This window comes from Neorhizobium fuzhouense (genome assembly GCF_042611105.1).
Taxonomy (GTDB): Bacteria; Pseudomonadota; Alphaproteobacteria; order Rhizobiales; family Rhizobiaceae; genus Neorhizobium; species Neorhizobium galegae_A.
Window position 1 is genome coordinate 246,186 of the sequence record NZ_JBHFFP010000006.1, and the last position, 18,966, is coordinate 265,151.

Below are 18,966 nucleotides of genomic sequence, written 5' to 3' on the forward strand. Positions count from 1 at the left end.
ATCACGCAATATCCAGTGTCGGGGATGAGGCAAGGGTGGAAAGCTCCACCCTCGTGGGAAAGGCCGAGAGCGTGCCGGCACGGCCAACGGACAGTGCAGCAGCCCGCGTCGCAAGCCTTGCGGCAGCTACTATCGGCATGCCGCGATGAAGAAGGCCGGCCAGCGTGCCCGCAAAACAATCGCCGGCGCCGCTGGTATCGACCACGTCGACTTTCGCCGCCGGTATGGCAAAACTCTCCCGGCCGTCATGCAGCACAGCGCCCTCCCCGCCAAGCGTAATCACGACCTGCCCGGCGCCCATGGCGCGCAGGCGGTTCGCGGCCGCGGCCGGATCCCGCTCGCCCGTCAGGGCTTCCGCCTCCGGCCGGTTGGCGATGAGAAGCGAGACCGACGCCATGCCCCGCCCGCCCGGCGGCAGCGGGCTCGGGTTGAGGATGGTGAAAAGCCCCGCCGCCTGCGCTTGCCGCAGGCAGGCGGCCGTCTCGTCGACAGAGAGATTGCCCTGCATCAGCAGGCTGTCACCGCTCTTCCACGTGCGGGGCAGGACGCCCTCGGCGAGAGGGCGGAACGAAGCGGCGCAGGCCGCTGCCGTGACGATGACGTTTTCGCCCGCGCCGTCCACCAGGATCACGGAACGGTCACTCGGCAGACCGAAGCGCGACAGCCTGGCGCCGTAAAGCTCGGCGGTGAGGAGCGCCTGCATCCGGTCGGCTGCGGCATCATGGCCGACGGCTGCCCAGAGCGTGACGGAAGCCCCCGCTCGCGCGGCGGCAATCGCCTGATTGGCGCCCTTGCCGCCGAGCCCCTCTTCCACGCCGTCGGCATTCAGCGTCTCCCCCGGTTGCGGAAGCCGCGCCAGGTGAAAGCTGCTATCGACGCAGACATTGCCGACGACGTGAACGGTCATGGTGCGGCTTCAGTCCGTTGCCCAGGCGAGCATCTGCGCAAACAGCGTCTTGTATCCCGGCCAGGCGATGAATTCCGGCGGCAGCCAGTGCGGACCGACATCCGAGGTCCAGACGACCGTGCGGCCTTCGCAATAGGTGCCGGTCACCAACAGGGGCAGGGAGCCGTATTCGGTGGAAACGGTCATCAGCTGTTGGGCGCCTTCCTTCAGCACCACCTCGTTGAATCCCAGAAGATAGGGAAACGCGCCGGAAATGCCGGAGAGGATGGGATGGTTCGCATCGCCGGAGACGACCGGCGTAAAGCCTTCCGGAACTTCGACGCGGTCATCCACCGGCAGGCAGGAGACGGGCAGAACCTCCTCAACCGGCGTGTTGCGGTAACGCGCGCCACCATTGATGCCCTGGAAGGAATAATAGCCGCCGAACATCAGCAGCGCGCCTCCGCCTGCGACATACTCCCTCAGCAGCTTCAGCCGGTTCGGTGTGCGGCGCGAATGGATCCAGGTATCGGGATGCAGAAGCAGCGTATTGGCGCCGATATCCGACAGGACGATGGCGTCATAGGCCTGAAGGCCTTCGAGCGTCAGCGGGAAGTCGCGCTGCGCCTCATGCGCGGGCATGAAAGTGACCTCGAACGGGCTTTCCTTCAGGGCGCTGAGCAGTTCATCGGCGCCGGTGTGATAGGTGACGGTCGGAAACTGGTCGAAACCCTTGATGTGGGTCGCGGTCGATACCCAGGATTCGCCGGCGAGCAGCACTTTCTTCTTGGTCATGGAAACTCCTTCAAACGATGCCGGCGCTCAGCGCCCGGCGGAAAACACGGTTTTGGGATTTTCGACCAGCATGCGGTCGATGGTGGCCTGGTCCACACCGTGGCGCTTCAGGCGCGGCAGGAAGTGCTTGAGGATATAGCCGTAGCCGAAACCGCCGTAGCGGGTCAGCATGATCTTCAGGAACACATCCTGCGACAGAAGCAGCCGATCGGCAAAACCCCTGTCGACGAGGGTCGCTATGGCGCGCGCATTCTGTTCGTCGGACGGCGACTGGGCATCCTGATCGGCATAGTAATAGTCCATGCCGATCATGTCGTATTCCAGAAAGGCGCCGCGGCGGGCAAGCGCCATCTGGTAATCGAGATCGTCATGGCTCGGGTTCATGTGACAGAGCACGGTGTGACGAAGATCCGCCCCCTCCTCCTCTATGACATCGAGCACCCGATGCGCCAGCCGCTCCCAGCCCGGCAGGTGGATGGAAAGCGGCAGGCCGGTCAGGCGCGACGCCCGCGCCGAGGCACGGAGCGACTTCTCCTCCTCCGCCGTGAAATGACGGCTGACGCCGACCTCGCCGATGATGCCAGCCATGATCCCGGGCTGGGTCTCGCCCCCGCCGACATCGTTGACGATAAAGGCCGTCACTTCATCGATATCCATGCCCTTCAGCCAGTCGGGATGGGTGTGTTCGAGATAGAAGCCCGTCCCCATCACGATACGCAGGCCAGACATGCGGGCAATCCGGGCAAGGCCCTCCGCGTCGCGCCCGATGCCGAAATTGGTGGTTTCCACCACGGTGCAGCCGCCAAGCGACTGGAACCGCTTCAACTCGCTGAGCGCCAGATCCCCGTCGTCCAGCGAGACATTGTCGCGGTTCATGTAGGGGTTCATCCGCAACTCGCCGATGATCTCCATCGAGACCTTCTGCTCGGCAATCGCCTTCTCATCGGGGTGGCACGGGCAGATCCAGCTGCGGGCGCCATACAGAAAGATGTGCTCGTGCATCAGCGTCACGCCGAGATCGTCCACCGGAACGGGGCCGGTCACCGTCATGGCGCAACCGGTCCCGACACCGATCGGGTGGCGCTCGCGCGGCTTTTCGGCAAACAGATGGTCCATCATCTCAGCGACCTCGCGCGCCGCCGCGGAACAGGCGGAAATTGAGCCAGATGGCGACCAGAATGATGAAGCCGGTGACGATGGGCGTGAAGAACGGCGACAGATGCGACAGGATCAGACCGTTTGCCAGGACCGCCACGGTAAGCGCCCCGAGGATGGTGCCCGCCAGCGACCCACGCCCTCCAAACAGGCTCGTGCCGCCAAGCACCACGGCCGCGATGACGTCCAGCTCGAAGCCCTGGCCTGCATTGGAAGAACCGGAGCCGAGGCGGGCGGCGAGGATGATGCCGGCGGCAGCGGCCGCCATGCCCGACAGCACGTAGACCCAGAGGATGATGCGCCGGGTATCCACGCCCGCACGGCGGGTAGCCTCGGCATTGGCCCCCACGCCTGTCACGTAGCGGCCGAAATGGGTCTCGTTGAAGACGATATAGGCGATGACGAGAACGACGGTGGCGATCAACGCTGGAGCGGGAATGCCGAAGACCCAGGCCCGGCCGATTGCCACGAAGAGGCTCGTCGGTTCGATCGGGATAGAATAACCGCCGGTGATCAGCAGTGCAAAACCCCGGACGATCGACAGACCGGCGAGCGTGACGATGAAGGCAGGAATGCGTTCGTAAGCGATGAAGTAGCCTTGGATCACGCCGACCAGCGCCCCGAGCGCCAGCATCATGAGGATCGCCAACGGCCAGGGAATGCCGGCCTGCAGGGCTGCGGCCGATAGCGTCGCCGTCAGCGCCAGCACCGAACCGACCGAAAGATCGATACCGCCGGTGGTAATCACGAAGGTCATGGCGGCTGCAACGATCAGCAGCGGCGCGGACTGCCGCACGATGTTGAGCAGGTTCGGCGCCGTCAGGAAGGCATTGGTGGTGACCGAGAAAAACACGCAGCAGACGATGAAGAACAGCGCAATCGACATGACGCCGCCATGGGCAATGATCCTGTCGACAAGGGTCGCCTCGCGCATCCGCGGCTGATGGCCGGCATAGGCATTGGGTTCGGCACTCATGCAGAAACGCTCCTTTCAGCGGGATGGCCTGCGGAGCGGGCGGCAAACTTGCGCCCGACGATGAGATTGACCACCTCTTCGATATTGGTGTCCTCGATCCGCCGCTCGGCGACGTTTCGCCCCTCGTACATGACCTGGATGCGGTCACAGACGAGGAAGAGATCCTGCAGGCGATGGGTGATGAGGATGACGGAGACGCCGCGCTTCGAGACGGTGCGGATGAGTTCCAGCACCGCTTCGACCTCTGCCACGGCGAGTGCCGCCGTCGGCTCGTCCATGATGAGGACGGAGGGATTGAAGGAGGCGGCGCGACCGATGGCGATCGACTGGCGCTGCCCGCCCGACAGGTTTTCCACCTTCATGCGCGTATCGGGAATGACGATGCCGAGATTGGAGAGCATGTCGCGGGCCCGCGCATGCATCAGCGCCTTGTCGAGCACGGGCACGCCTGCCAGTTGTCGCTTCGGTTCGCGGCCGAGGAAGAGATTGCCCGCCACATCAATCGTGTCGCAGAGCGCAAGGTCCTGATAGACCATTTCGATGCGGGCGGTGCGAGCATCCGCCGGCGACGTGAAGGAGACGGTCCTGCCGTCGATCTCGATCGTGCCGGTATCGGGAATGACGGCGCCCGAGAGAACCTTGCTGATGGTCGATTTCCCCGCACCATTGTCTCCGACAAGGCCGAGGACTTCGCCGGGCTTCAGATCGAGCGAGGCATTGTCGAGCGATTGGAGAGCGCCGTAGCGCTTGGAAATGCCGGTCATGCGGACGCGGCTGACGGACGTGTCGGTCATGGTCTATGGCCCTTGCGGCGACGCCGGACGGGAACGCCAGACAGACATTCCCAGAATTCGGCACCTCGGAATACGGAGAACGGCTGGCCTGCCATCGGCAAGCGCCGCCCTCCCCCTGACGCCACCCGCTCCTTATGCGGATCGGGTGGCCTGCGAAACGGCGCCTTATTTGAACATCGCGCGGAACTGATCGACATTCGCCTTCGTCACGATGGTGACGGGGACGTTGATGATCTTGTCGATCGTCTGGCCCTTCTTCACCTTCACGAGCGCTTCGACGGCCGCCTTGCCCTCACCGGCCGGATCCTGCTGGATGACCGCTGTGACAAAGCTCTGGTCGATGCCGTCGATGGCGGATTTCGTCAGATCCCAGCCAAACACCTTGATCGAACCCGTCCGGCCCTGGCTGGTGACGGCAGAAACCGCACCGAGCAGCGCCGGCTCGCCCGTCGCATAAAGAGCCGACATGTCGGGATTGGCGGTCATCAGGTTTTCAGCGGCCGACAGCGCCACGTCTTGCACGTTCTGGCCATCGACCGTATCGAGGAACGTCACCTTCTGACCCCTTGCCGCAACGGCGGCCTTGAAGCCATCGAGGCGCTGGTTCTGGATGAAGGAGTTCAGCGCACCGACGACGCCAACCTTTGCCGCGCCACCCATGCTGGTCTTCACGTAATCGGAGAAGAACTTGCCGATGTCCTTGCCGGCGGCCGTGTTGTCAACGCCGACGAAGGCGATGTTGTCGCCATCCGGAATCTGCGCATCGATGGCGATGACGGGAATTCCGGCCTTCTTAGCCGCCGTGATCGCGGGCTTCACGCCGTTGACATCGATGGCGACGAGAATGATGCCGTCGACCTTCTGGGTGATGTAGTTTTCGATGGCGTCGTTCTGTGCCGCGGGCACGTTGTTGGCATTGAAGATGACGAGGTCAGCGCCGGCCGCCTTTGCCGCAGCCTTGGCGCCATCATTGATCTGGTTGAAGAACAGCGCCTGCTGGTTGATGGTGACAAGCGCGAAAGTCTCCGCAAAGGCATGCGAGGCGCCCATGGAAAGCGTCATGGCTGCGGCTGCGACGCAACCCATGAAATAACGAGTCCGACCCATTTTTTGGTTCCCCTTTTATGGCGCCGTGTCCGGCACCGATCTGACAGGAGGAAATATTCAAGTAACTTGAACAGTTGTCAAGCGACTTGAATACGCCGAAACCCTCAAATTGCGGGGGCCTATTCAGAATGTCGGCGGCGTATTGACCCAGAAGATGGAGGCCCTCTCCTGGCCCACATTGCGATACCAGTGCGGAAGTTCGGAATTGAAGACAAAGCTGTCGCCCGCGGAAAGCCGAAAAGTCTTGTCGGCGATCATCAGCTCGATTTCGCCGACAAGCACATAGCCCACCTCTTCCCCCACATGCTGAATGGGGCCGGCGCTTTCGCCATCGACGTCGATGTGATGGATGTTGCACTGGAGAAGGTGGCCGGGCGAATAGGGAATGACCCGCTCCAGGGAGATCCCCTCGCCACGTCGCAGCGAATCCAGCGATATCAGAGGGCGATTGCCGGCCCGGAACACCACCCCTTCATCCGTATCGGTTTCCTCGAACATCCAGCCGATATTGGAATCGAGCGCCTGGACCAGCCGGTGCAGCATCGGCAAGGACGGCGAGGCCTTGCCGTTCTCGATCTTGGAAAGCAGGCTTTCCGAGCAGTCGGCTGCCTGTGCGAGCGCCTTCAAGGTCAGCCCGCGCGTCTGCCGCGCAAGCTTCAGACGCGCGCCGAGCCGCTGCGGATTGGAATGTATTTTGTCCTCTCGTGCATTGTCAGATGCGAGAGTGGGGGGCGCCATGTTCATGTCTGTTGCATCGCAATTTTCAATGCCACCACTATAGGAGCCTGAAAGCGAGCCTGTCCAGCAAAGGTGACCGCCATGCCGCGCTGCGGTGGATGAAGATACACCCGAGCACGGTTAGCCGCGCACACATGGCCGCCCCCACCGTCACGCTGCCATCATCGGCGAAGGTGCAGGTCGGGCTGTGCAGTATGGCTGACGACGGGCCGTTGCCTAGCGCGCCCGAAATACCGGACCTCCACATGTGGCCATGGTTTGACCGAGCGAGGGTGAACTGCTCCCCATTTCGGACGGACAGTCGGCATAAGCAGAAAGGCTCAAGCACAGACTTGAGGACAGGCTTATGTCTAACGCGTATCGACACGTTGAATTGCTGACGGGTGATGTTCGCCGCAGGCGATGGACAACCGAGCAGAAGCTGACAATCATTGAGCAGAGTTTCGAACCAGGCGAGACGGTATCGTCCACCGCTCGCCGCCATGGCGTCGCGCCCAATCTGCTTTATCGGTGGCGCAGGCTCTTGAGTGAGGGAGGTGCTGCAGCCGTGGATTCTGACGAGCCGGTTGTCGCAATTCGGAAGTGAAGAAGCTGGAAGATCGCGTCCGCGAGTTGGAGCGCATGCTCGGCCGTAAGACGATGGAGGTCGAAATCCTCCGCGAAGCATTGTCCAAAGCGGCCTCAAAAAACGGATATCGCGGCCGATCTTGTTGCCGAAGGACGGTTCGCGATGAAGGCCGTCGCAGACACGCTTGGCGTCTCCCGTTCCAACCTCATCGAGGGCTGAAAGGCAGATCGAAGCCGCGCGGGCTCTATCACAAGGCTGAGGATGCAGAGCTGTTGCCCATCATCCGCAGGCTGGTGGATCAAAGGCCAACCTATGGCTATCGGCGGATCGCCGCGCTCCTCAATCGCGAAAGGCGAGCCGCCGATAAGCCTGTCGTCAACGCCAAACGGGTCCACCGCATCATGGGCAACCACGCCATGCTGCTGGAGAAGCATACGGCCGTCCGCAAGGGCCGCATCCATGACGGCAAGGTCATGGTTATGCGCTCCAACCTGCGCTGGTGCTCGGATGGTCTGGAGTTCACCTGCTGGAATGGAGAGGTCATTCTAGAGGTCGGTTCGCAGGACGTCTCAATGCATGACCTCGTCGCGATCATCGGCGCCGAGATCGGCAAGCCTGTCGCCTATCGCGCGATCGACATCCGGCGCGAAGAGGTGAAGACCGTGTTTCTCGGGCGGTTCGGGACGCCGGAGCGATGGCAGGACGACGTGCTGACGGCGGATGCGATGAACAGCGGCCTCGTGACCTTCCACGGGCAGCACGAGGGCCGCCCGCACCTGCCGACGACGATGGAAGCGTTCATCCGCAACGTCTGGAAGCCGAGTTACCACGCAAACGCTGCACCTCTGGAGGATGAGCCGGAGACCTTTGCTCTCTGGTGCGCCAAGGATTGACCCCTTCGCAGGCAATTTACCCCGACTGCCTGCGAGCATCCCCAGCCTCTCTTCATGCAGCCTGCCGAACGGGCGCCGCGAAATGCGGTATGTAGGTCATCCTACTCGGCTGCATCGATCCGCGCATAGGCGCCGGGTGGCATGCCGGCGTGGCGGCTGAAGGCTGCGCTGAAGGCGCTGGCCGAGCCGTAGCCGACCTGTTCGGCAATGTCAGCCGTCGCGACTTTCTCTCGCAGAAGCTGTCTGGCGAGCGCCATCCGCCAGCCCGTCACATAGTCCATGGGTGTGACACCGATTTCGCGCTGGAAGCGGGCATAGAAGGTGGAGCGCGACATGGCGGCCTGCTTTGCGAGGCTTTCGGCACTGATGCTGTGGGCGGGGTTCTCGTGAATGCGCCGGAGGATCGGGGCAAGGTGCGGATCGGCCATGCCGCGAAGGAGGCCCGGGGTGGCATCAGCGCCGCCCGCGGATCGCAGGGCCTCGATGAACAGGACTTCCAGCAGACGCGACAGCACGATCTCGCGCGCGGCCCGTTGAGCGCTGGTCTCCTCGTTGATCATCTGGACCAGACGCATGAGCCTTTCGGCGCCGCGTACATGAATAAGGTCCGGCAGCAGCGAAACGAGGATTGCCTTGTCGTCCGAACCGAACGCGCAGTGACCGATCATCGCCCGGACATTGGCGGTCGCATCGGCATCGCCAAGCCTGAAGACGCCGGGACTGGTTTCCAGCCGCTCTGGCAGCGCTCCGCGCGGCGGTGGTTCAAGGCTACTCATGGTGAAGGAATAGGCTTCGGGGATGAGCACGAAGTCACCGGTCGTCAGCAGCAGAGGGGGTCTGCCAGAGATGGTGAGATGGCATTCCCCCTCGACAATCGCGCAATAGAAGGGGCTGCCAAGCTCCGTGCGCTCCACAAGCCACCGCCCGCTTCCGGTCACCTGTTTGGCAATGGAGGGCTTGGGCTTCAGCAGGGAAACAACATCTGCGACGGGATCGCTCACAAAATCGGACTTTCGCTAAAGGATAGTGGATATTTGAACATAGAATGTCCGGAACGAAACGTCCATCCTGAAGCCCTGTTCACGACGCCGCAGGATTTGGCGGCTGCCGTCCGGCAGTCCCTCTTCAACGCTGCACATCCAGCGGCCGCTGGAATTTGCCTTTCACAATCCGTCCAGGAGTTTTCCCCTATGAACAATCTCATCGACTTCGCCCGGCACATTCCGACGCCGGAGGCGGCGCTGACCGTCGCTTATACCCCCATCTGCCTTGTGATGGCGGGGCGACAGCCGCTGGAATTGCGGTTGACGGCGCCAGCGAGCGGGAGCGGGCTTCCCATAGTCCTTCTGTCTCACGGCTACGGTCCGTCCTATTATATCCCCTCCAAGAATGGCTATGCGCCGGTGGCACAGTTCTGGGCAGAACGTGGATTTGCGGTCATCCAGCCCACCCATGCCAGCTCCCGCGTCGGCGGCCTGGCTGCAGATAGCGAGGGTGCCCCCTTCTTCTGGCGCGAACGGGTGGAAGAACTCAAGACCATTCTCAACCATCTGGACGCGGTGGAGCAGCAGGCGGGTGGCATCGCGGGGCGCCTTGACAGGACGCGGATCGCAGCGGTTGGCCATTCCTTCGGCGCTCACACGGTCTCGCTCCTGCTCGGTGCGACGTTGCATGGCGAGGATTTCTCCGATCCCCGGATTTCGGCCGGTATCCTGCTGGCTGCGCCCGGCCGTGGCGGAGCCGACCTGACAGAAGAAAACGCCGCGCGTTTCCCGTTCTTCGATCTCGACTTTTCGGGCATTGCGCGCCCGATCCTCGTCGTGTGCGGTGATGGGGATAACCCACATTTCACGACACGCGGCCCAGAATGGCATGCTGATGCTTTCCACGACGCAACAGGCGCAAACGGCGATCTCCTGACGCTGCATGGTGTCGGCCACGGGCTCGGCGGCATCGCGGGTCTCGACGCGAAGGAAACGGAGACGGAAAGCCCCGATGCACTGGAGGCCATGAGACGCCTGACGCTCGCCTGGCTTCAGACGGCTCTCGATGTCGATCCGAACGCCTGGATGAAGAGCCGTACGGCTCTTGATGGCCCGGCTGCGTCGCTCGGACATGTCGTGTCCCGGCCGTCCAGAAGGGCATGAGGCACAGCGCCGTAAACGTCTGACGCCTCAATCCTGGTCTTCGACGTTGAAGCCGCGCCACGGACTATCTCGGCCCGCGGAACCGGGGCGCGAGCCAGAGAGCCAACCTGCGTCCGGCAACCGTGCCAGGCGGTCACGTCACGGCCGCGCGAAACGACGTGAGGGGATGCGCCGACCGACCGGTCCGGTGGTGCCGAGAATCAAGATTTTTGGGCTGGAGAACGGGAAGGCTGATCAGTCGCTGCATGCGAGGATCCTTCCAGGACGGCGGGCGCCTGGCAAGGTCGCCCGCCGGTATCAAGGAGCGAAGTGATCAGAGCTTGCCCTCGGCGAGCAGATCGCGGGTGCGTTTGAGCGTGGACAACAAAGCGGCCCTGTAGCCCCTTTCGCCGTCGAACTGTTGCTGTTCCGCCTGCTCTTCCGGACCGTTCGGCGCCATGCCGCGAAGTCCGAGGTAGCAATAGAAGCGAAGCTGCAGTTCGCCAGTGTCATCCACGAACAACTCGTTGATGATGGCGCCTTCGCGCGGACCGGAGGCCTGGAAGAAGGTCACCTTATGCAGCGGTTCCAGCGTGATGATCTCGCGCAGATCGGCGCCGGCAATCGTTGCGTCGCGCACGAAGTGTGTTGCGCTTTCCTCCGAGACATCGCAGCGGGTGCAAAGCCCCAGCGGGAGGAACAGGCGCGCATCGCGGGCCTTCAGTTCAAGCCCCTTCCAGGCCTGTTCGCGGGTGAGCGGAATCTCACTCGTCAGCCACGATCTGGCGAATGGCAGCCTGGTCCACCGGGGCAATGTCGAAGGGCCCGACACGACCCTGTGGGCGCTCTACCCCTCGCGACGGCTCCTCAGCCCTCGCGTATCCGCCTTCCTGAACTACCTCAAGGAATGCTTCCCGAACGACACACCCGAGGAGTTGACGGCCTATATCGGCGGGTAGCGCAGATCTGGTTCGGATCGTGATGGCGACAGATCACCTGTCCAGTTCAATGGCTGGTGTCCGGGCTATAACCTCGTCTGCGTCAACATGGCTGATGTCTCATCGTGCCGTTTCGCGGTAAAGGTCCCCTTACTGTCGACAATGTCAACGAACAGTCCGGAATAAAAAATGTGGGATTGGTTTCCTATCGTCTTCTTCCCGCTCAAGATTCTCGTGCTTGGGATCGGCATGTTCTTCGCCATCAAGTGGCATCGCGATCAAGAGAAGAAGAATAACGAGACCCGCCAGCCGTAAATCGGTTGGTAACGTCCCCTCACCGCCTGCATCCGGCGGTCCCTTCTCCTTTCGAGGAGAAGGGAGGCGTAACGGTTGCCGTCCGTCGTCAGAGGCTGACGCGGCGGCCTTCCTTGTCGGCGTTCTTGTGGTCGCTGCCGTGTTTTTCGAGGATGGCCTTGGCATCTTCCAGCGAAATGCGGTGCCGCTTGGCAAAGGCAACGGGTTCATAGGCCTTTTCGGCGGTTTTCTGATCGGACATGATCTGTCTCCAAGGGTCGGGGCGCCGGCGGGATGCCGGTGTGCCGTACGGTATCGGTCGAGAGGTTTTGAGGCGCGCGTCCATGAAACCGGACATCCGCGCGCAGAAAAATGGGCCTGACGGCCCCTCAAGACTCTATATGGGTATTGAGGCGCAAAAGCTCAATATTTGTTCTTGCGCAGTGTCTTGTTGCCCTTCGGGCCGCTGTAGACGGGGGTGCGGTCGCGGTTTTCGGCAGTCAGCGTGCGCCAGCGCTCCAGCCGGTCGGCATCGAGCGTACCGGCTTTTACGGCCGCCTGCACGGCGCAGCCGGGCTCGTGCGCATGGGTGCAATCGCGAAACCGGCAGTGGGGGGCAAGCTCGGTGATTTCGGCAAAGAGTGTGTCGATGCCGCCGGTGATGTCGCTCACATAGAGCGTGCGGATGCCGGGTGTATCGATGACCCAGCCGCCGCCGGCCATTTCATGCAGCGAACGCGCCGTCGTGGTGTGGCGGCCCTTGGCATCATGTTCGCGGATGGCGCCGGTCTTTTGCGGGGTTTCTGTGGACGGGCCGGCAAGCGTATTGACCAGCGTCGACTTGCCGACACCGGACGAGCCGACGAGCGCCACCGTCTGGCCTTGCGCACACCAAGGCTTCAAGGGTTCGACGGCATCGGCAGCACGGGCATTGACGACGACCACGGGCAGATCGCGCTGCAGGGCGGCGGCCTGAGTCGCATAGGTTTCGGCATCTGCCACCAGATCGGCCTTGGTGAGCACGATGACCGGGCGCGTGCCGGCCTCGTTTGCCATGATGAGATAGCGTTCCAGCCGCGACAGGTTGAAATCGGCATTGCAGGAGGTGACGATGAACAGCGTATCGACATTGGCAGCCGCCAACTGCTGGCCGATGGCGCCTTCCGTGCGCCTTTGCAGCAGGGTGCGGCGCTCGAGGCGGCGCGTGAGAAGGCCGCTCTGCGGCTCCGCCAGCACCCAGTCACCCACGGCATAATCGGCAGTATTGGCGTTCGGGGCAAGTTCGAGGTGAGCGGGGCCGTCGGCATCGATCGCCTCAAGCCGCGCCCGGTGCACGGACGAAATGCGCCGCACCAGAGAGGTCTCCTCGCCGGGCCTTATCTGCGCGGCAAAGAAATCCGACCAGCCCAGCCGCCGAAGTACGGCCGTATAGCGAGGAGCCGTCAAGAACGGGCCCGATGGGTAAGAGAAGAGGCCATGTGTGTTCGCTTTCCGTCGCCTGATCGCGGTCTTTGCCTGTCTCTTAGCGCAGAAACGGTCCGCTGACGCGGGAAATGTTTTGGGGGAACGGGATTTCGTGCCGGGGGTTGGTCGAGAAGGCTATGACCGGACGTTGCCGGCCTTGCCGGCTGCCCGGGGCTGCCGTCTCCCGGCCCTTCGCTTCGGCTGAGCGCGTTTGTTGCTGCTATCGATCCACTGGATCGGTGGCTTGGCCTTCGGCCGTCGCTCCGGGTTGCCCCCCCCCCCGGGCCCTTCGCTTGGGGCTCAGGGCGTTCGTCGCTGCTATCGATCCACTGGATCGATAGCTTGGCCTTCGGCCAACCGCTCCTCACCCCTGCCCGATCAGGATGCCGGCGGCGAGGACGAGGGAGCCGCCGAAGACCACCTGGAAGACGGCCCGCAGGAAGGGCGTCTCCATGAAACGGTTCTGGATGAAGGCGATCGCCCACAGCTCGACGAAGACGACGATGGCCGCGACAATGGTCGCCGTCCAGAAATGCGGGATGAGATAGGGCAGCGCGTGGCCGAGGCCGCCGATGGCGGTCATGATGCCGGAGGCAAGGCCCCGCTTCAGCGGCGAGCCGCGGCCCGACAGCTTGCCATCGTCATGGGCGGCCTCCGTAAAGCCCATGGATATGCCGGCACCGACCGAGGCCGACAGGCCGATGAGGAAGGTAGACCAGGTATCGCCGGTAGCAAAGGCCGCCGCAAAGATCGGCGCAAGCGTCGACACCGACCCGTCCATCAGGCCGGCAAGACCAGGCTGTACATAGGTCAGGATGAACTGGCGACGTTCGCCGGCCGTTTCCGCCTCGCGAACCTCTTCCGGCGTATGCTTGTCGCCCAGCATATGGGCAATTTCGCCATGGCCCTGCTCGGCGAGCGCCAGATCGCCCAGCAGCTGACGGGTCGAGGCGTCGCTTACGCGCTTCATGGCTTCCGTGTAGAAGCGGAAGGCCTGCGCTTCCATGATCTCGGCCTGGGCGCGGATGGTGTCCAGCGACAGGTTGGTCATCAGCCAGTCGGGCCGGCGCTGATAGAAGCCACGCACATGCTCGCGGCGGATGAGCGGAATGGTTTCGCCGAACCGCTGCCGGAACTGGCCGATCAGCATGTTGCGGTGGGATTGCTCCACCTCCGCCATGTCGCGAAACACCTTGGCCGAATCCGGCGCACGATCGGCAAGGGATGCGGCATAGGACTGATAGATCCGCGCATCCTCTTCTTCCGAGGAAATGGCAAGCGCCAGGATTTCAGCCTCGCTCAGCGTTTCGAAGGCGCGGCGTCCGCCGGCGCGAAACAGTTCAAACATGGCGATGACCCCTTTTTAGAATTATTCTAATTTTAACGCGAGGCGGGGGAAATTCAAGCCCGATGCGCTGCAAAAATCGCATAGGGCGAGCGGAAGCGTGGTCGCAAGGATGCGACGCCAGAGGTTGCCGATGCGCAATCTTCCGCCATTTTGGCTTGCAGGCACAGCAACAAAATGATTTAGGGCTAAAACGCATGCCGCATCATGATGAAATTAAAGGCGTAAGTTCCATGAACCGCAGATCCTTCTTTCGCCAGGCCGGTGCAGCCGGTGTTGGCGCCGCAGCCCTTGCCGCTCCCGCCATCGCGCAGGAAAACCCGGACATCACCTGGCGCCTGACCTCGTCCTTCCCCAAGAGCCTTGATGTTCTGTTCAATTCCTCGACGGAAATCGCCAAGAGCGTCTCGGAAGCGACCGACGGTAGGTTCAAGATCCAGACCTATGCGGCCGGCGAAATCGTGCCGCCGCTGCAGGCAGCCGACGCGGTGGCCGCCGGCACGGTGGAAATGGCCCATACCTGCGCCTATTACTATGTGGGCAAGGACCCGACCTTTGCGCTTGGCACGGCCATCCCCTTCGGCCTCAATGCCCGGCTTGCCAATTCCTGGTTCTCGGTCGGCGGCGGCACCGAACTGCTCAACGAATTCTTCGCCGGCCACAACCTTTATGCGCTTCCCGCCGGCAATACCGGCGCCCAGATGGGCGGCTGGTTCCGCAAGGAAATCAAGACCGTCGACGATCTGAAGGGTCTGAAGATGCGCATCGCGGGCTTGGCCGGCCAGGTGATGACCAAGGTGGGCGTGACGCCGCAGCAGATTGCCGGCGGTGACGTTTATGCGGCGCTCGAAAAGGGCACGATCGATGCCACCGAATTCGTCGGTCCCTATGACGATCACAAGCTCGGCTTCTACAAGGTTGCCAAATATTACTACTACCCGGCCTGGTGGGAAGGCGGCCCGACCGTTCATGCCTTCTTCAACCTGGAAAAGTTCAAGGCGCTTCCCAAGCGTTATCAGCGCGTGCTGACCGATGCCTGCGCGCGGGCCAACGCCCTAATGCTGGAAAGCTATGATGCGCTGAACGCCAAGGCGCTGCGCCAGCTGGTGGCCGAAGGTGCCGTGCTGAAGCCGTTTAGCCAGGATATCCTGGAGGTCTGCTACAAGGCCGCCCAGGAAACCTACGCGGAAATCTCCGCCAAGAACCCGGCCTTCAAGAAGATCTACGACAGCCAGCAGGCCTTCAAGAAGGATGGTTACCTGTGGCTGCAGATTGCCGACTACAGCTTCGACACGTTCATGATGATCCAGCAGCGCAACGGCAATCTTTGAGACGCCGAAGAGCCCTGATCGACACGGCGGCCACGCAAGTGAGCCGCCGTTTTTTGTTGCGCCCCGGCAAGAGGTTTGGCGGCAGCCGACGCAAGCTGCGATCGCGCACTATAACATTTGATATTGCGCGACAGTCTTCGATGCCTATGGTGGCGGGCGTCAACCGGAGAGAACCATGCCTCATTCGGACGTGCGGTTTTACCCGAACATTCTGGTGCCCAGCGATTTTGCGGTGATCGACGCGGTCATCCGCTCCATCGTGTTTACCGGCAGCGGCAAGCCCAACAAGCTTGACCAGGAGAAGCTGGCGCGCATCGTGCTGCGCCTCTACCGCATGGGCCTGACCGATCCTGAAAAGCTCTCGATGTTTGCTGCACGGCTTGCAGACCACGCGCGGATTGCCGGCAGTGCCGCCGACCGCTTTTCCGCAAGCCGCTCTGGCAAAGCCGCAGGCGCGAGCCCCGAAAGCAACGGCGGGACGCGAGCATCGACCGGGCCCCGCCGCTGAATGTCATCCGCCTCGGCCAGTCCGGCCGATGGCCTTTAATCGTCAGTTGCTGCCGTTGTTCGGGCGCGCCTTGGAGCCGACGCGGTCATTGCCGCTGATCGTCTTGCCGTCGGGCTCCTGGCCGTAATAGGTGCCACCGAGATGGCCGCCGGCGCTGGTATTGTCCACCTGTGCCTTGGCCCGCTCCTGCTGCGCCTTGATATCGGTCTTTGTCATGTTCGCCTCCGTTTTCATGTCGGTCGAACAGGCCTAACCGCCTGAGAGCGGTGAGGTTCCTGACTTTTTCACCCCGGATGCGCGTTCAGCCGACCCGTTTGTAGAACAGCGTGGTGTCGCAGAACCCGCCCTGCGGCCAGAGCGCGTAATCGGGGATGACGCCCACCCGCTGCCAGCCAAAGCGGGGATAGATTGCCTCCGCATCGCTACCGGTTGCCGTGTCCAGCACTAGGAGCGTGCGCCCGCGCCGGGCGGCCTCCTGCTCCACCAGATCCATCAGCTTGCGCGACAGGCCGAGACCGCGCGCATCGCGATGCACCAGAAGCTTCATCAGATCGCCGCGATGCGGCTGGTTCGGTTTTTGGGCAAGCCCGACCTGCACCGTGGCCACCACCCGGCCCTCGATCTCAGCCACCGCCAGGATCGTCTGACCAAGGCGCACCGCTTCTGCCACGCCGCGCCAGTAAGCCTGCGCATCTTGAGGGGTGAACGGCAGCATGAAGCCTAGAGAGGCGCCGCCATTGATACAATCGCTCAGCACATCGCAAAGGTCATCGATCGCCTGTTCGGCGGCCTGCGCATCAAGAATGTGAAAACTGGTCATCGGAAAATCTCGTTCAGTTTTTTTGGAGGAATGTTCGGAGGCGATCATCGGCCGGGAACTTGTCCACGATCCAGAATGACGCCGTAGCGGGCGGGCTGGTCGGACGGATTGAAGAAGGCAAAGGCGTCGCCGATATCCATGAACAGGCAATCGCCGGGGTGAAGCCGGTGGGTTTCGCCGGCAAGTTCCATGTCGATCACGCCGGCAAACAGCCAGACATGCTGCGTCATGAACCGGCTTTCCGGGCGCGGCGGAAAGGAGACGCGCGCACCCGGCGGAAACTCCACCTCGACGATATCGACCCTTGACGGCATGCCGGGCGGCGAGACCGAGCGGCGCAGATAGCCGGTCGTCGGATCGCGCCAGAGGCGCTGCGTCTCGCGACGCGACACGGGCGACGTTCCGGGATTATCAGGGGCAAAGAAGGCCGAGAGCGACAGGCCGAGCGCCTCGCAGAGCCGTGCCAAAAGGGCCGCCGTCGGGCTTGCCTCCCCTCGCTCGATGCGCGAAATCATCGCGCGGCTGACACGCGCATCGGCTGCCAGACGGTCCAGCGTGAACTTCTGCGCAAGCCGCAGCGCCTTCAGCCGGTCACCGATCGCGATTTCGAAATCCTGATCTGTCTTTTCCATGAAAAGAGTTTGCATTTCTCTTATAATGGAGTCAATCGCTCTCATAGTGGATTTGTGAGACGCGCCTGACGGGGACGAACGGGATGTCGGCGTTTTCGCGATAGCCACGCACACCGTCCGTTCGCTAGGATGAACCAAAGCTCCCGCATCCGCGCGCTCAACCGCGCCGGCCTCGTCGTGTGCCTGCCTTCATGGAGTTTCGATGCACGACAAGCCCTTATCCGGCACATCCCCGCTGTCGATTGCCAGCATCGTCCTGTCGATGTCGACGGCGGCTGTCGGCAGCGGCCTGATGTTTGCCTACAGCCCCTACATGCTGGCCCGCTCGGAGGCGGCCAGCTGGGCGCCGGGAGCAGCCGTCACGGCCGTCGCCTTCGGCGGGCTGGTGGGCTGCGTCGTCACCGGCCCGCTGATCCGCCGGGTTGGCCATGCGCGGCTTTTTGCCTGCTCGATGGCCATCGTCATCATCGCCGCCGTGATCATCGCCTCGGGACTTCCGGCCGGCTGGTGGATTCTGGCCCGCGGGCTTTATGGCGCTGCAGCCAACTGCAATTTCATCATCGCGCAGAGCTGGCTGAACCATGCCGCGTCCAATGCCTGGCGCGGACGGGCGATGTCCTTCTTCTACATGGCCTATGTGCTGGCGCTCGGCTGCGGGGCCTGGCTATTCGGCCAGATTTCCACCACCGGCAACGTGACACCGCTGCTGACCGTGCTGTTTACGGCCCTTGCGATCCTGCCGATCGGGCTCACCCGCCTACCCAACCCGCCGGCGCCGGCGCGCGTCAACGTCGACCTGCGCATGGCCTGGCGCATTTCGCCGGTCGGCCTGATCGGCGTGCTGGCCTCCGGCGGGCTTTCCATGGTGGTGCAGGGTTTCGTGCCGATCTATGCCGCCGTCAACAACGTGTCGCAGAGCCAGGTGGCACTGTTGATGTTCGTGATGCAGACCGGCCTGCTCTTCGTGCAATATCCGCTCGGCATCCTGTCGGACCGCATCGACCGGCGCCGGGTGCTGCTCATCACCTGCGTCCTCATCACCTGCGCTGCGGGCGCAGCACTGTTCACCTCTTTTTCCCAGATGATCGTCCTGATGATCGTCTTCCTGGTGTTCGGCGGCGCCATCGAGACGATCTATTCCATCGCCAATGCCCATTCCAACGACCGCGCCGATCCCGATGACTATGTGCCGCTGTCGAGCACGCTGCTGGTGGCCTGGTCGGCGGCGGCAACCGTAGTGCCTCTCGCCGTGACTGCACTCACGCCGGTGCTCGGCCAAAAGACCTTTATTGGCGCCGCCATGCTGGTGGCGATCGCCTATGGCATGTTCGTGCTCTGGCGGCTCAACGAGCGCAACCCGGTGCCCTCGCAGGCGCGCGAGACGTTCGAACTGCGCAGCGCCCAGGTGCCGAATGCCGCCACTCTGACCGATCCCGATGCCGGGCTGCCGGACCCCTGAGGCGCAAGCCAGGGAGGCCCGACCGCTGCCGACGGCAAGCCGTGGGCGGAAAGACGGCACCAGAAGACCGGATTTTGCCCGCGCGCAGGCTGTTTTCGCCCTCTCTTGCTTATTTTCCCGCTAGGCGTTGAAACGGG

The 18,966-nt window shown here is 62.9% G+C and carries 20 protein-coding genes and 2 pseudogenes; 7 read left to right on the forward strand and 15 right to left on the reverse strand.

The window, feature by feature from the left end; genetic code table 11:
- Position 1 precedes the first annotated feature (1 nt).
- The 7 genes from ACEXP3_RS13355 to ACEXP3_RS13385 all read right to left on the reverse strand — a co-directional run bounded on the left by ACEXP3_RS13355 (position 2) and on the right by ACEXP3_RS13385 (position 6,451).
- Positions 2-907 (reverse strand): PfkB family carbohydrate kinase, encoded by a 906-nt coding sequence (locus ACEXP3_RS13355; RefSeq protein WP_377297703.1) that lies wholly within the window; start codon positions 905-907, stop codon positions 2-4.
- Between the two features lie 9 nt (positions 908-916).
- A complete protein-coding gene (locus ACEXP3_RS13360) occupies positions 917-1,681 on the reverse strand; it encodes a glutamine amidotransferase (RefSeq protein ID WP_377297704.1) in 765 nt (254 codons plus the stop codon).
- A 27-nt stretch (positions 1,682-1,708) separates the two neighbouring features.
- On the reverse strand, positions 1,709-2,797 hold the full coding sequence (locus ACEXP3_RS13365) for a phosphotriesterase family protein (protein WP_377297776.1): 1,089 nt from the start codon (positions 2,795-2,797) through the stop codon (positions 1,709-1,711).
- A 4-nt stretch (positions 2,798-2,801) separates the two neighbouring features.
- The gene (locus ACEXP3_RS13370; protein WP_377297778.1) at positions 2,802-3,770 is read right to left on the reverse strand and encodes an ABC transporter permease; all 969 of its coding nucleotides are present in this window, start codon (positions 3,768-3,770) and stop codon (positions 2,802-2,804) included.
- A gap of 38 nt (positions 3,771-3,808) precedes the next feature.
- Complete coding sequence (locus tag ACEXP3_RS13375; protein WP_377297705.1) at positions 3,809-4,606, reverse strand: ATP-binding cassette domain-containing protein; 798 nt, start codon at positions 4,604-4,606, stop codon at positions 3,809-3,811.
- A gap of 165 nt (positions 4,607-4,771) precedes the next feature.
- On the reverse strand, positions 4,772-5,713 hold the full coding sequence (locus tag ACEXP3_RS13380) for an ABC transporter substrate-binding protein (RefSeq protein WP_377297707.1): 942 nt from the start codon (positions 5,711-5,713) through the stop codon (positions 4,772-4,774).
- Between the two features lie 123 nt (positions 5,714-5,836).
- The gene (locus tag ACEXP3_RS13385) at positions 5,837-6,451 is read right to left on the reverse strand and encodes a cupin domain-containing protein (protein ID WP_377297708.1); all 615 of its coding nucleotides are present in this window, start codon (positions 6,449-6,451) and stop codon (positions 5,837-5,839) included.
- A 346-nt stretch (positions 6,452-6,797) separates the two neighbouring features.
- Here ACEXP3_RS13385 and ACEXP3_RS13390 point away from each other — a divergent pair.
- Positions 6,798-7,564 (forward strand): annotated as a pseudogene (locus ACEXP3_RS13390) (transposase); the annotation flags it as partial.
- 449 nt (positions 7,565-8,013) lie between these two features.
- Here ACEXP3_RS13390 and ACEXP3_RS13395 read toward each other — a convergent pair.
- Complete coding sequence (locus ACEXP3_RS13395; RefSeq protein ID WP_377297710.1) at positions 8,014-8,913, reverse strand: AraC family transcriptional regulator; 900 nt, start codon at positions 8,911-8,913, stop codon at positions 8,014-8,016.
- A gap of 189 nt (positions 8,914-9,102) precedes the next feature.
- On the opposite strand from ACEXP3_RS13395, the gene ACEXP3_RS13400 reads away from it, so the two are divergent.
- A complete protein-coding gene (locus tag ACEXP3_RS13400; RefSeq protein WP_377297711.1) occupies positions 9,103-10,059 on the forward strand; it encodes an alpha/beta hydrolase family protein in 957 nt (318 codons plus the stop codon).
- 313 nt (positions 10,060-10,372) lie between these two features.
- Here ACEXP3_RS13400 and ACEXP3_RS13405 read toward each other — a convergent pair whose 3' ends face one another.
- Positions 10,373-10,834 carry an AtaL-like protein gene (locus ACEXP3_RS13405; protein WP_377297780.1) on the reverse strand — a complete coding sequence of 154 codons (462 nt, stop codon included), beginning with the start codon at positions 10,832-10,834 and terminating at the stop codon, positions 10,373-10,375.
- On the opposite strand from ACEXP3_RS13405, the pseudogene ACEXP3_RS13410 reads away from it, so the two are divergent.
- Together ACEXP3_RS13410 and ACEXP3_RS13415 are read left to right on the forward strand one after the other, a co-directional pair.
- Positions 10,800-10,997 (forward strand): annotated as a pseudogene (locus ACEXP3_RS13410) (LysR family transcriptional regulator); the annotation flags it as partial. The gene ACEXP3_RS13405 and the pseudogene ACEXP3_RS13410 sit on opposite strands and share 35 nt — an antisense overlap.
- A gap of 168 nt (positions 10,998-11,165) precedes the next feature.
- Positions 11,166-11,291: a hypothetical protein gene (locus tag ACEXP3_RS13415; RefSeq protein WP_377297712.1), complete on the forward strand. Its 126-nt coding sequence runs from the start codon at positions 11,166-11,168 to the stop codon at positions 11,289-11,291.
- Positions 11,292-11,379: 88 nt separating this feature from the next.
- Here the strand turns inward: ACEXP3_RS13415 and ACEXP3_RS13420 are convergent, their stop codons facing one another.
- The 3 genes from ACEXP3_RS13420 to mbfA form a co-directional block, all read right to left on the reverse strand.
- Complete coding sequence (locus ACEXP3_RS13420) at positions 11,380-11,532, reverse strand: hypothetical protein (RefSeq protein WP_377297713.1); 153 nt, start codon at positions 11,530-11,532, stop codon at positions 11,380-11,382.
- Positions 11,533-11,693: 161 nt separating this feature from the next.
- Complete coding sequence (gene rsgA, locus ACEXP3_RS13425) at positions 11,694-12,716, reverse strand: ribosome small subunit-dependent GTPase A (protein WP_377297714.1); 1,023 nt, start codon at positions 12,714-12,716, stop codon at positions 11,694-11,696.
- A gap of 382 nt (positions 12,717-13,098) precedes the next feature.
- Complete coding sequence (gene mbfA, locus ACEXP3_RS13430; protein ID WP_210103844.1) at positions 13,099-14,082, reverse strand: iron exporter MbfA; 984 nt, start codon at positions 14,080-14,082, stop codon at positions 13,099-13,101.
- 230 nt (positions 14,083-14,312) lie between these two features.
- On the opposite strand from mbfA, the gene ACEXP3_RS13435 reads away from it, so the two are divergent.
- Both ACEXP3_RS13435 and ACEXP3_RS13440 read left to right on the forward strand, forming a co-directional pair.
- Entirely contained in the window at positions 14,313-15,410 is a 1,098-nt protein-coding gene (locus ACEXP3_RS13435; RefSeq protein WP_377297715.1) for a TRAP transporter substrate-binding protein, read from the forward strand.
- 175 nt (positions 15,411-15,585) lie between these two features.
- Positions 15,586-15,918 (forward strand): hypothetical protein, encoded by a 333-nt coding sequence (locus tag ACEXP3_RS13440; RefSeq protein WP_377297716.1) that lies wholly within the window; start codon positions 15,586-15,588, stop codon positions 15,916-15,918.
- A 42-nt stretch (positions 15,919-15,960) separates the two neighbouring features.
- Here ACEXP3_RS13440 and ACEXP3_RS13445 read toward each other — a convergent pair whose 3' ends face one another.
- The 3 genes from ACEXP3_RS13445 to ACEXP3_RS13455 all read right to left on the reverse strand — a co-directional run bounded on the left by ACEXP3_RS13445 (position 15,961) and on the right by ACEXP3_RS13455 (position 17,370).
- Entirely contained in the window at positions 15,961-16,134 is a 174-nt protein-coding gene (locus ACEXP3_RS13445; RefSeq protein WP_377297717.1) for a hypothetical protein, read from the reverse strand.
- A gap of 85 nt (positions 16,135-16,219) precedes the next feature.
- Entirely contained in the window at positions 16,220-16,738 is a 519-nt protein-coding gene (locus ACEXP3_RS13450) for a GNAT family N-acetyltransferase (RefSeq protein WP_377297718.1), read from the reverse strand.
- A gap of 44 nt (positions 16,739-16,782) precedes the next feature.
- The gene (locus tag ACEXP3_RS13455) at positions 16,783-17,370 is read right to left on the reverse strand and encodes a helix-turn-helix domain-containing protein (protein ID WP_377297719.1); all 588 of its coding nucleotides are present in this window, start codon (positions 17,368-17,370) and stop codon (positions 16,783-16,785) included.
- Positions 17,371-17,572: 202 nt separating this feature from the next.
- On the opposite strand from ACEXP3_RS13455, the gene ACEXP3_RS13460 reads away from it, so the two are divergent.
- Positions 17,573-18,829, forward strand: a complete 1,257-nt coding sequence (locus ACEXP3_RS13460) for an MFS transporter (protein WP_377297720.1) — start codon at positions 17,573-17,575, stop codon at positions 18,827-18,829.
- The last annotated feature ends 137 nt before the right edge of the window (positions 18,830-18,966 follow it).

What these genes read in the sequence shown, in the direction of transcription:
- ACEXP3_RS13445 (WP_377297717.1), bottom strand. Translation starts at nt 16,134, where the DNA reads ATGACAAAGACCGATATCAAGGCGCAGCAGGAGCGGGCCAAGGCACAG.
- ACEXP3_RS13450 (WP_377297718.1), bottom strand. Translation starts at nt 16,738, where the DNA reads ATGACCAGTTTTCACATTCTTGATGCGCAGGCCGCCGAACAGGCGATC.
- ACEXP3_RS13355 (WP_377297703.1), bottom strand. Translation starts at nt 907, where the DNA reads ATGACCGTTCACGTCGTCGGCAATGTCTGCGTCGATAGCAGCTTTCAC.
- ACEXP3_RS13400 (WP_377297711.1), top strand. Translation starts at nt 9,103, where the DNA reads ATGAACAATCTCATCGACTTCGCCCGGCACATTCCGACGCCGGAGGCG.
- ACEXP3_RS13380 (WP_377297707.1), bottom strand. Translation starts at nt 5,713, where the DNA reads ATGGGTCGGACTCGTTATTTCATGGGTTGCGTCGCAGCCGCAGCCATG.
- ACEXP3_RS13440 (WP_377297716.1), top strand. Translation starts at nt 15,586, where the DNA reads ATGCCTCATTCGGACGTGCGGTTTTACCCGAACATTCTGGTGCCCAGC.
- ACEXP3_RS13375 (WP_377297705.1), bottom strand. Translation starts at nt 4,606, where the DNA reads ATGACCGACACGTCCGTCAGCCGCGTCCGCATGACCGGCATTTCCAAG.
- ACEXP3_RS13460 (WP_377297720.1), top strand. Translation starts at nt 17,573, where the DNA reads ATGCACGACAAGCCCTTATCCGGCACATCCCCGCTGTCGATTGCCAGC.
- ACEXP3_RS13385 (WP_377297708.1), bottom strand. Translation starts at nt 6,451, where the DNA reads ATGGCGCCCCCCACTCTCGCATCTGACAATGCACGAGAGGACAAAATA.
- mbfA (WP_210103844.1), bottom strand. Translation starts at nt 14,082, where the DNA reads ATGTTTGAACTGTTTCGCGCCGGCGGACGCCGCGCCTTCGAAACGCTG.
- ACEXP3_RS13455 (WP_377297719.1), bottom strand. Translation starts at nt 17,370, where the DNA reads ATGGAAAAGACAGATCAGGATTTCGAAATCGCGATCGGTGACCGGCTG.
- ACEXP3_RS13420 (WP_377297713.1), bottom strand. Translation starts at nt 11,532, where the DNA reads ATGTCCGATCAGAAAACCGCCGAAAAGGCCTATGAACCCGTTGCCTTT.
- ACEXP3_RS13415 (WP_377297712.1), top strand. Translation starts at nt 11,166, where the DNA reads ATGTGGGATTGGTTTCCTATCGTCTTCTTCCCGCTCAAGATTCTCGTG.
- ACEXP3_RS13370 (WP_377297778.1), bottom strand. Translation starts at nt 3,770, where the DNA reads ATGCGCGAGGCGACCCTTGTCGACAGGATCATTGCCCATGGCGGCGTC.
- ACEXP3_RS13360 (WP_377297704.1), bottom strand. Translation starts at nt 1,681, where the DNA reads ATGACCAAGAAGAAAGTGCTGCTCGCCGGCGAATCCTGGGTATCGACC.
- ACEXP3_RS13435 (WP_377297715.1), top strand. Translation starts at nt 14,313, where the DNA reads ATGAACCGCAGATCCTTCTTTCGCCAGGCCGGTGCAGCCGGTGTTGGC.
- ACEXP3_RS13365 (WP_377297776.1), bottom strand. Translation starts at nt 2,797, where the DNA reads ATGGACCATCTGTTTGCCGAAAAGCCGCGCGAGCGCCACCCGATCGGT.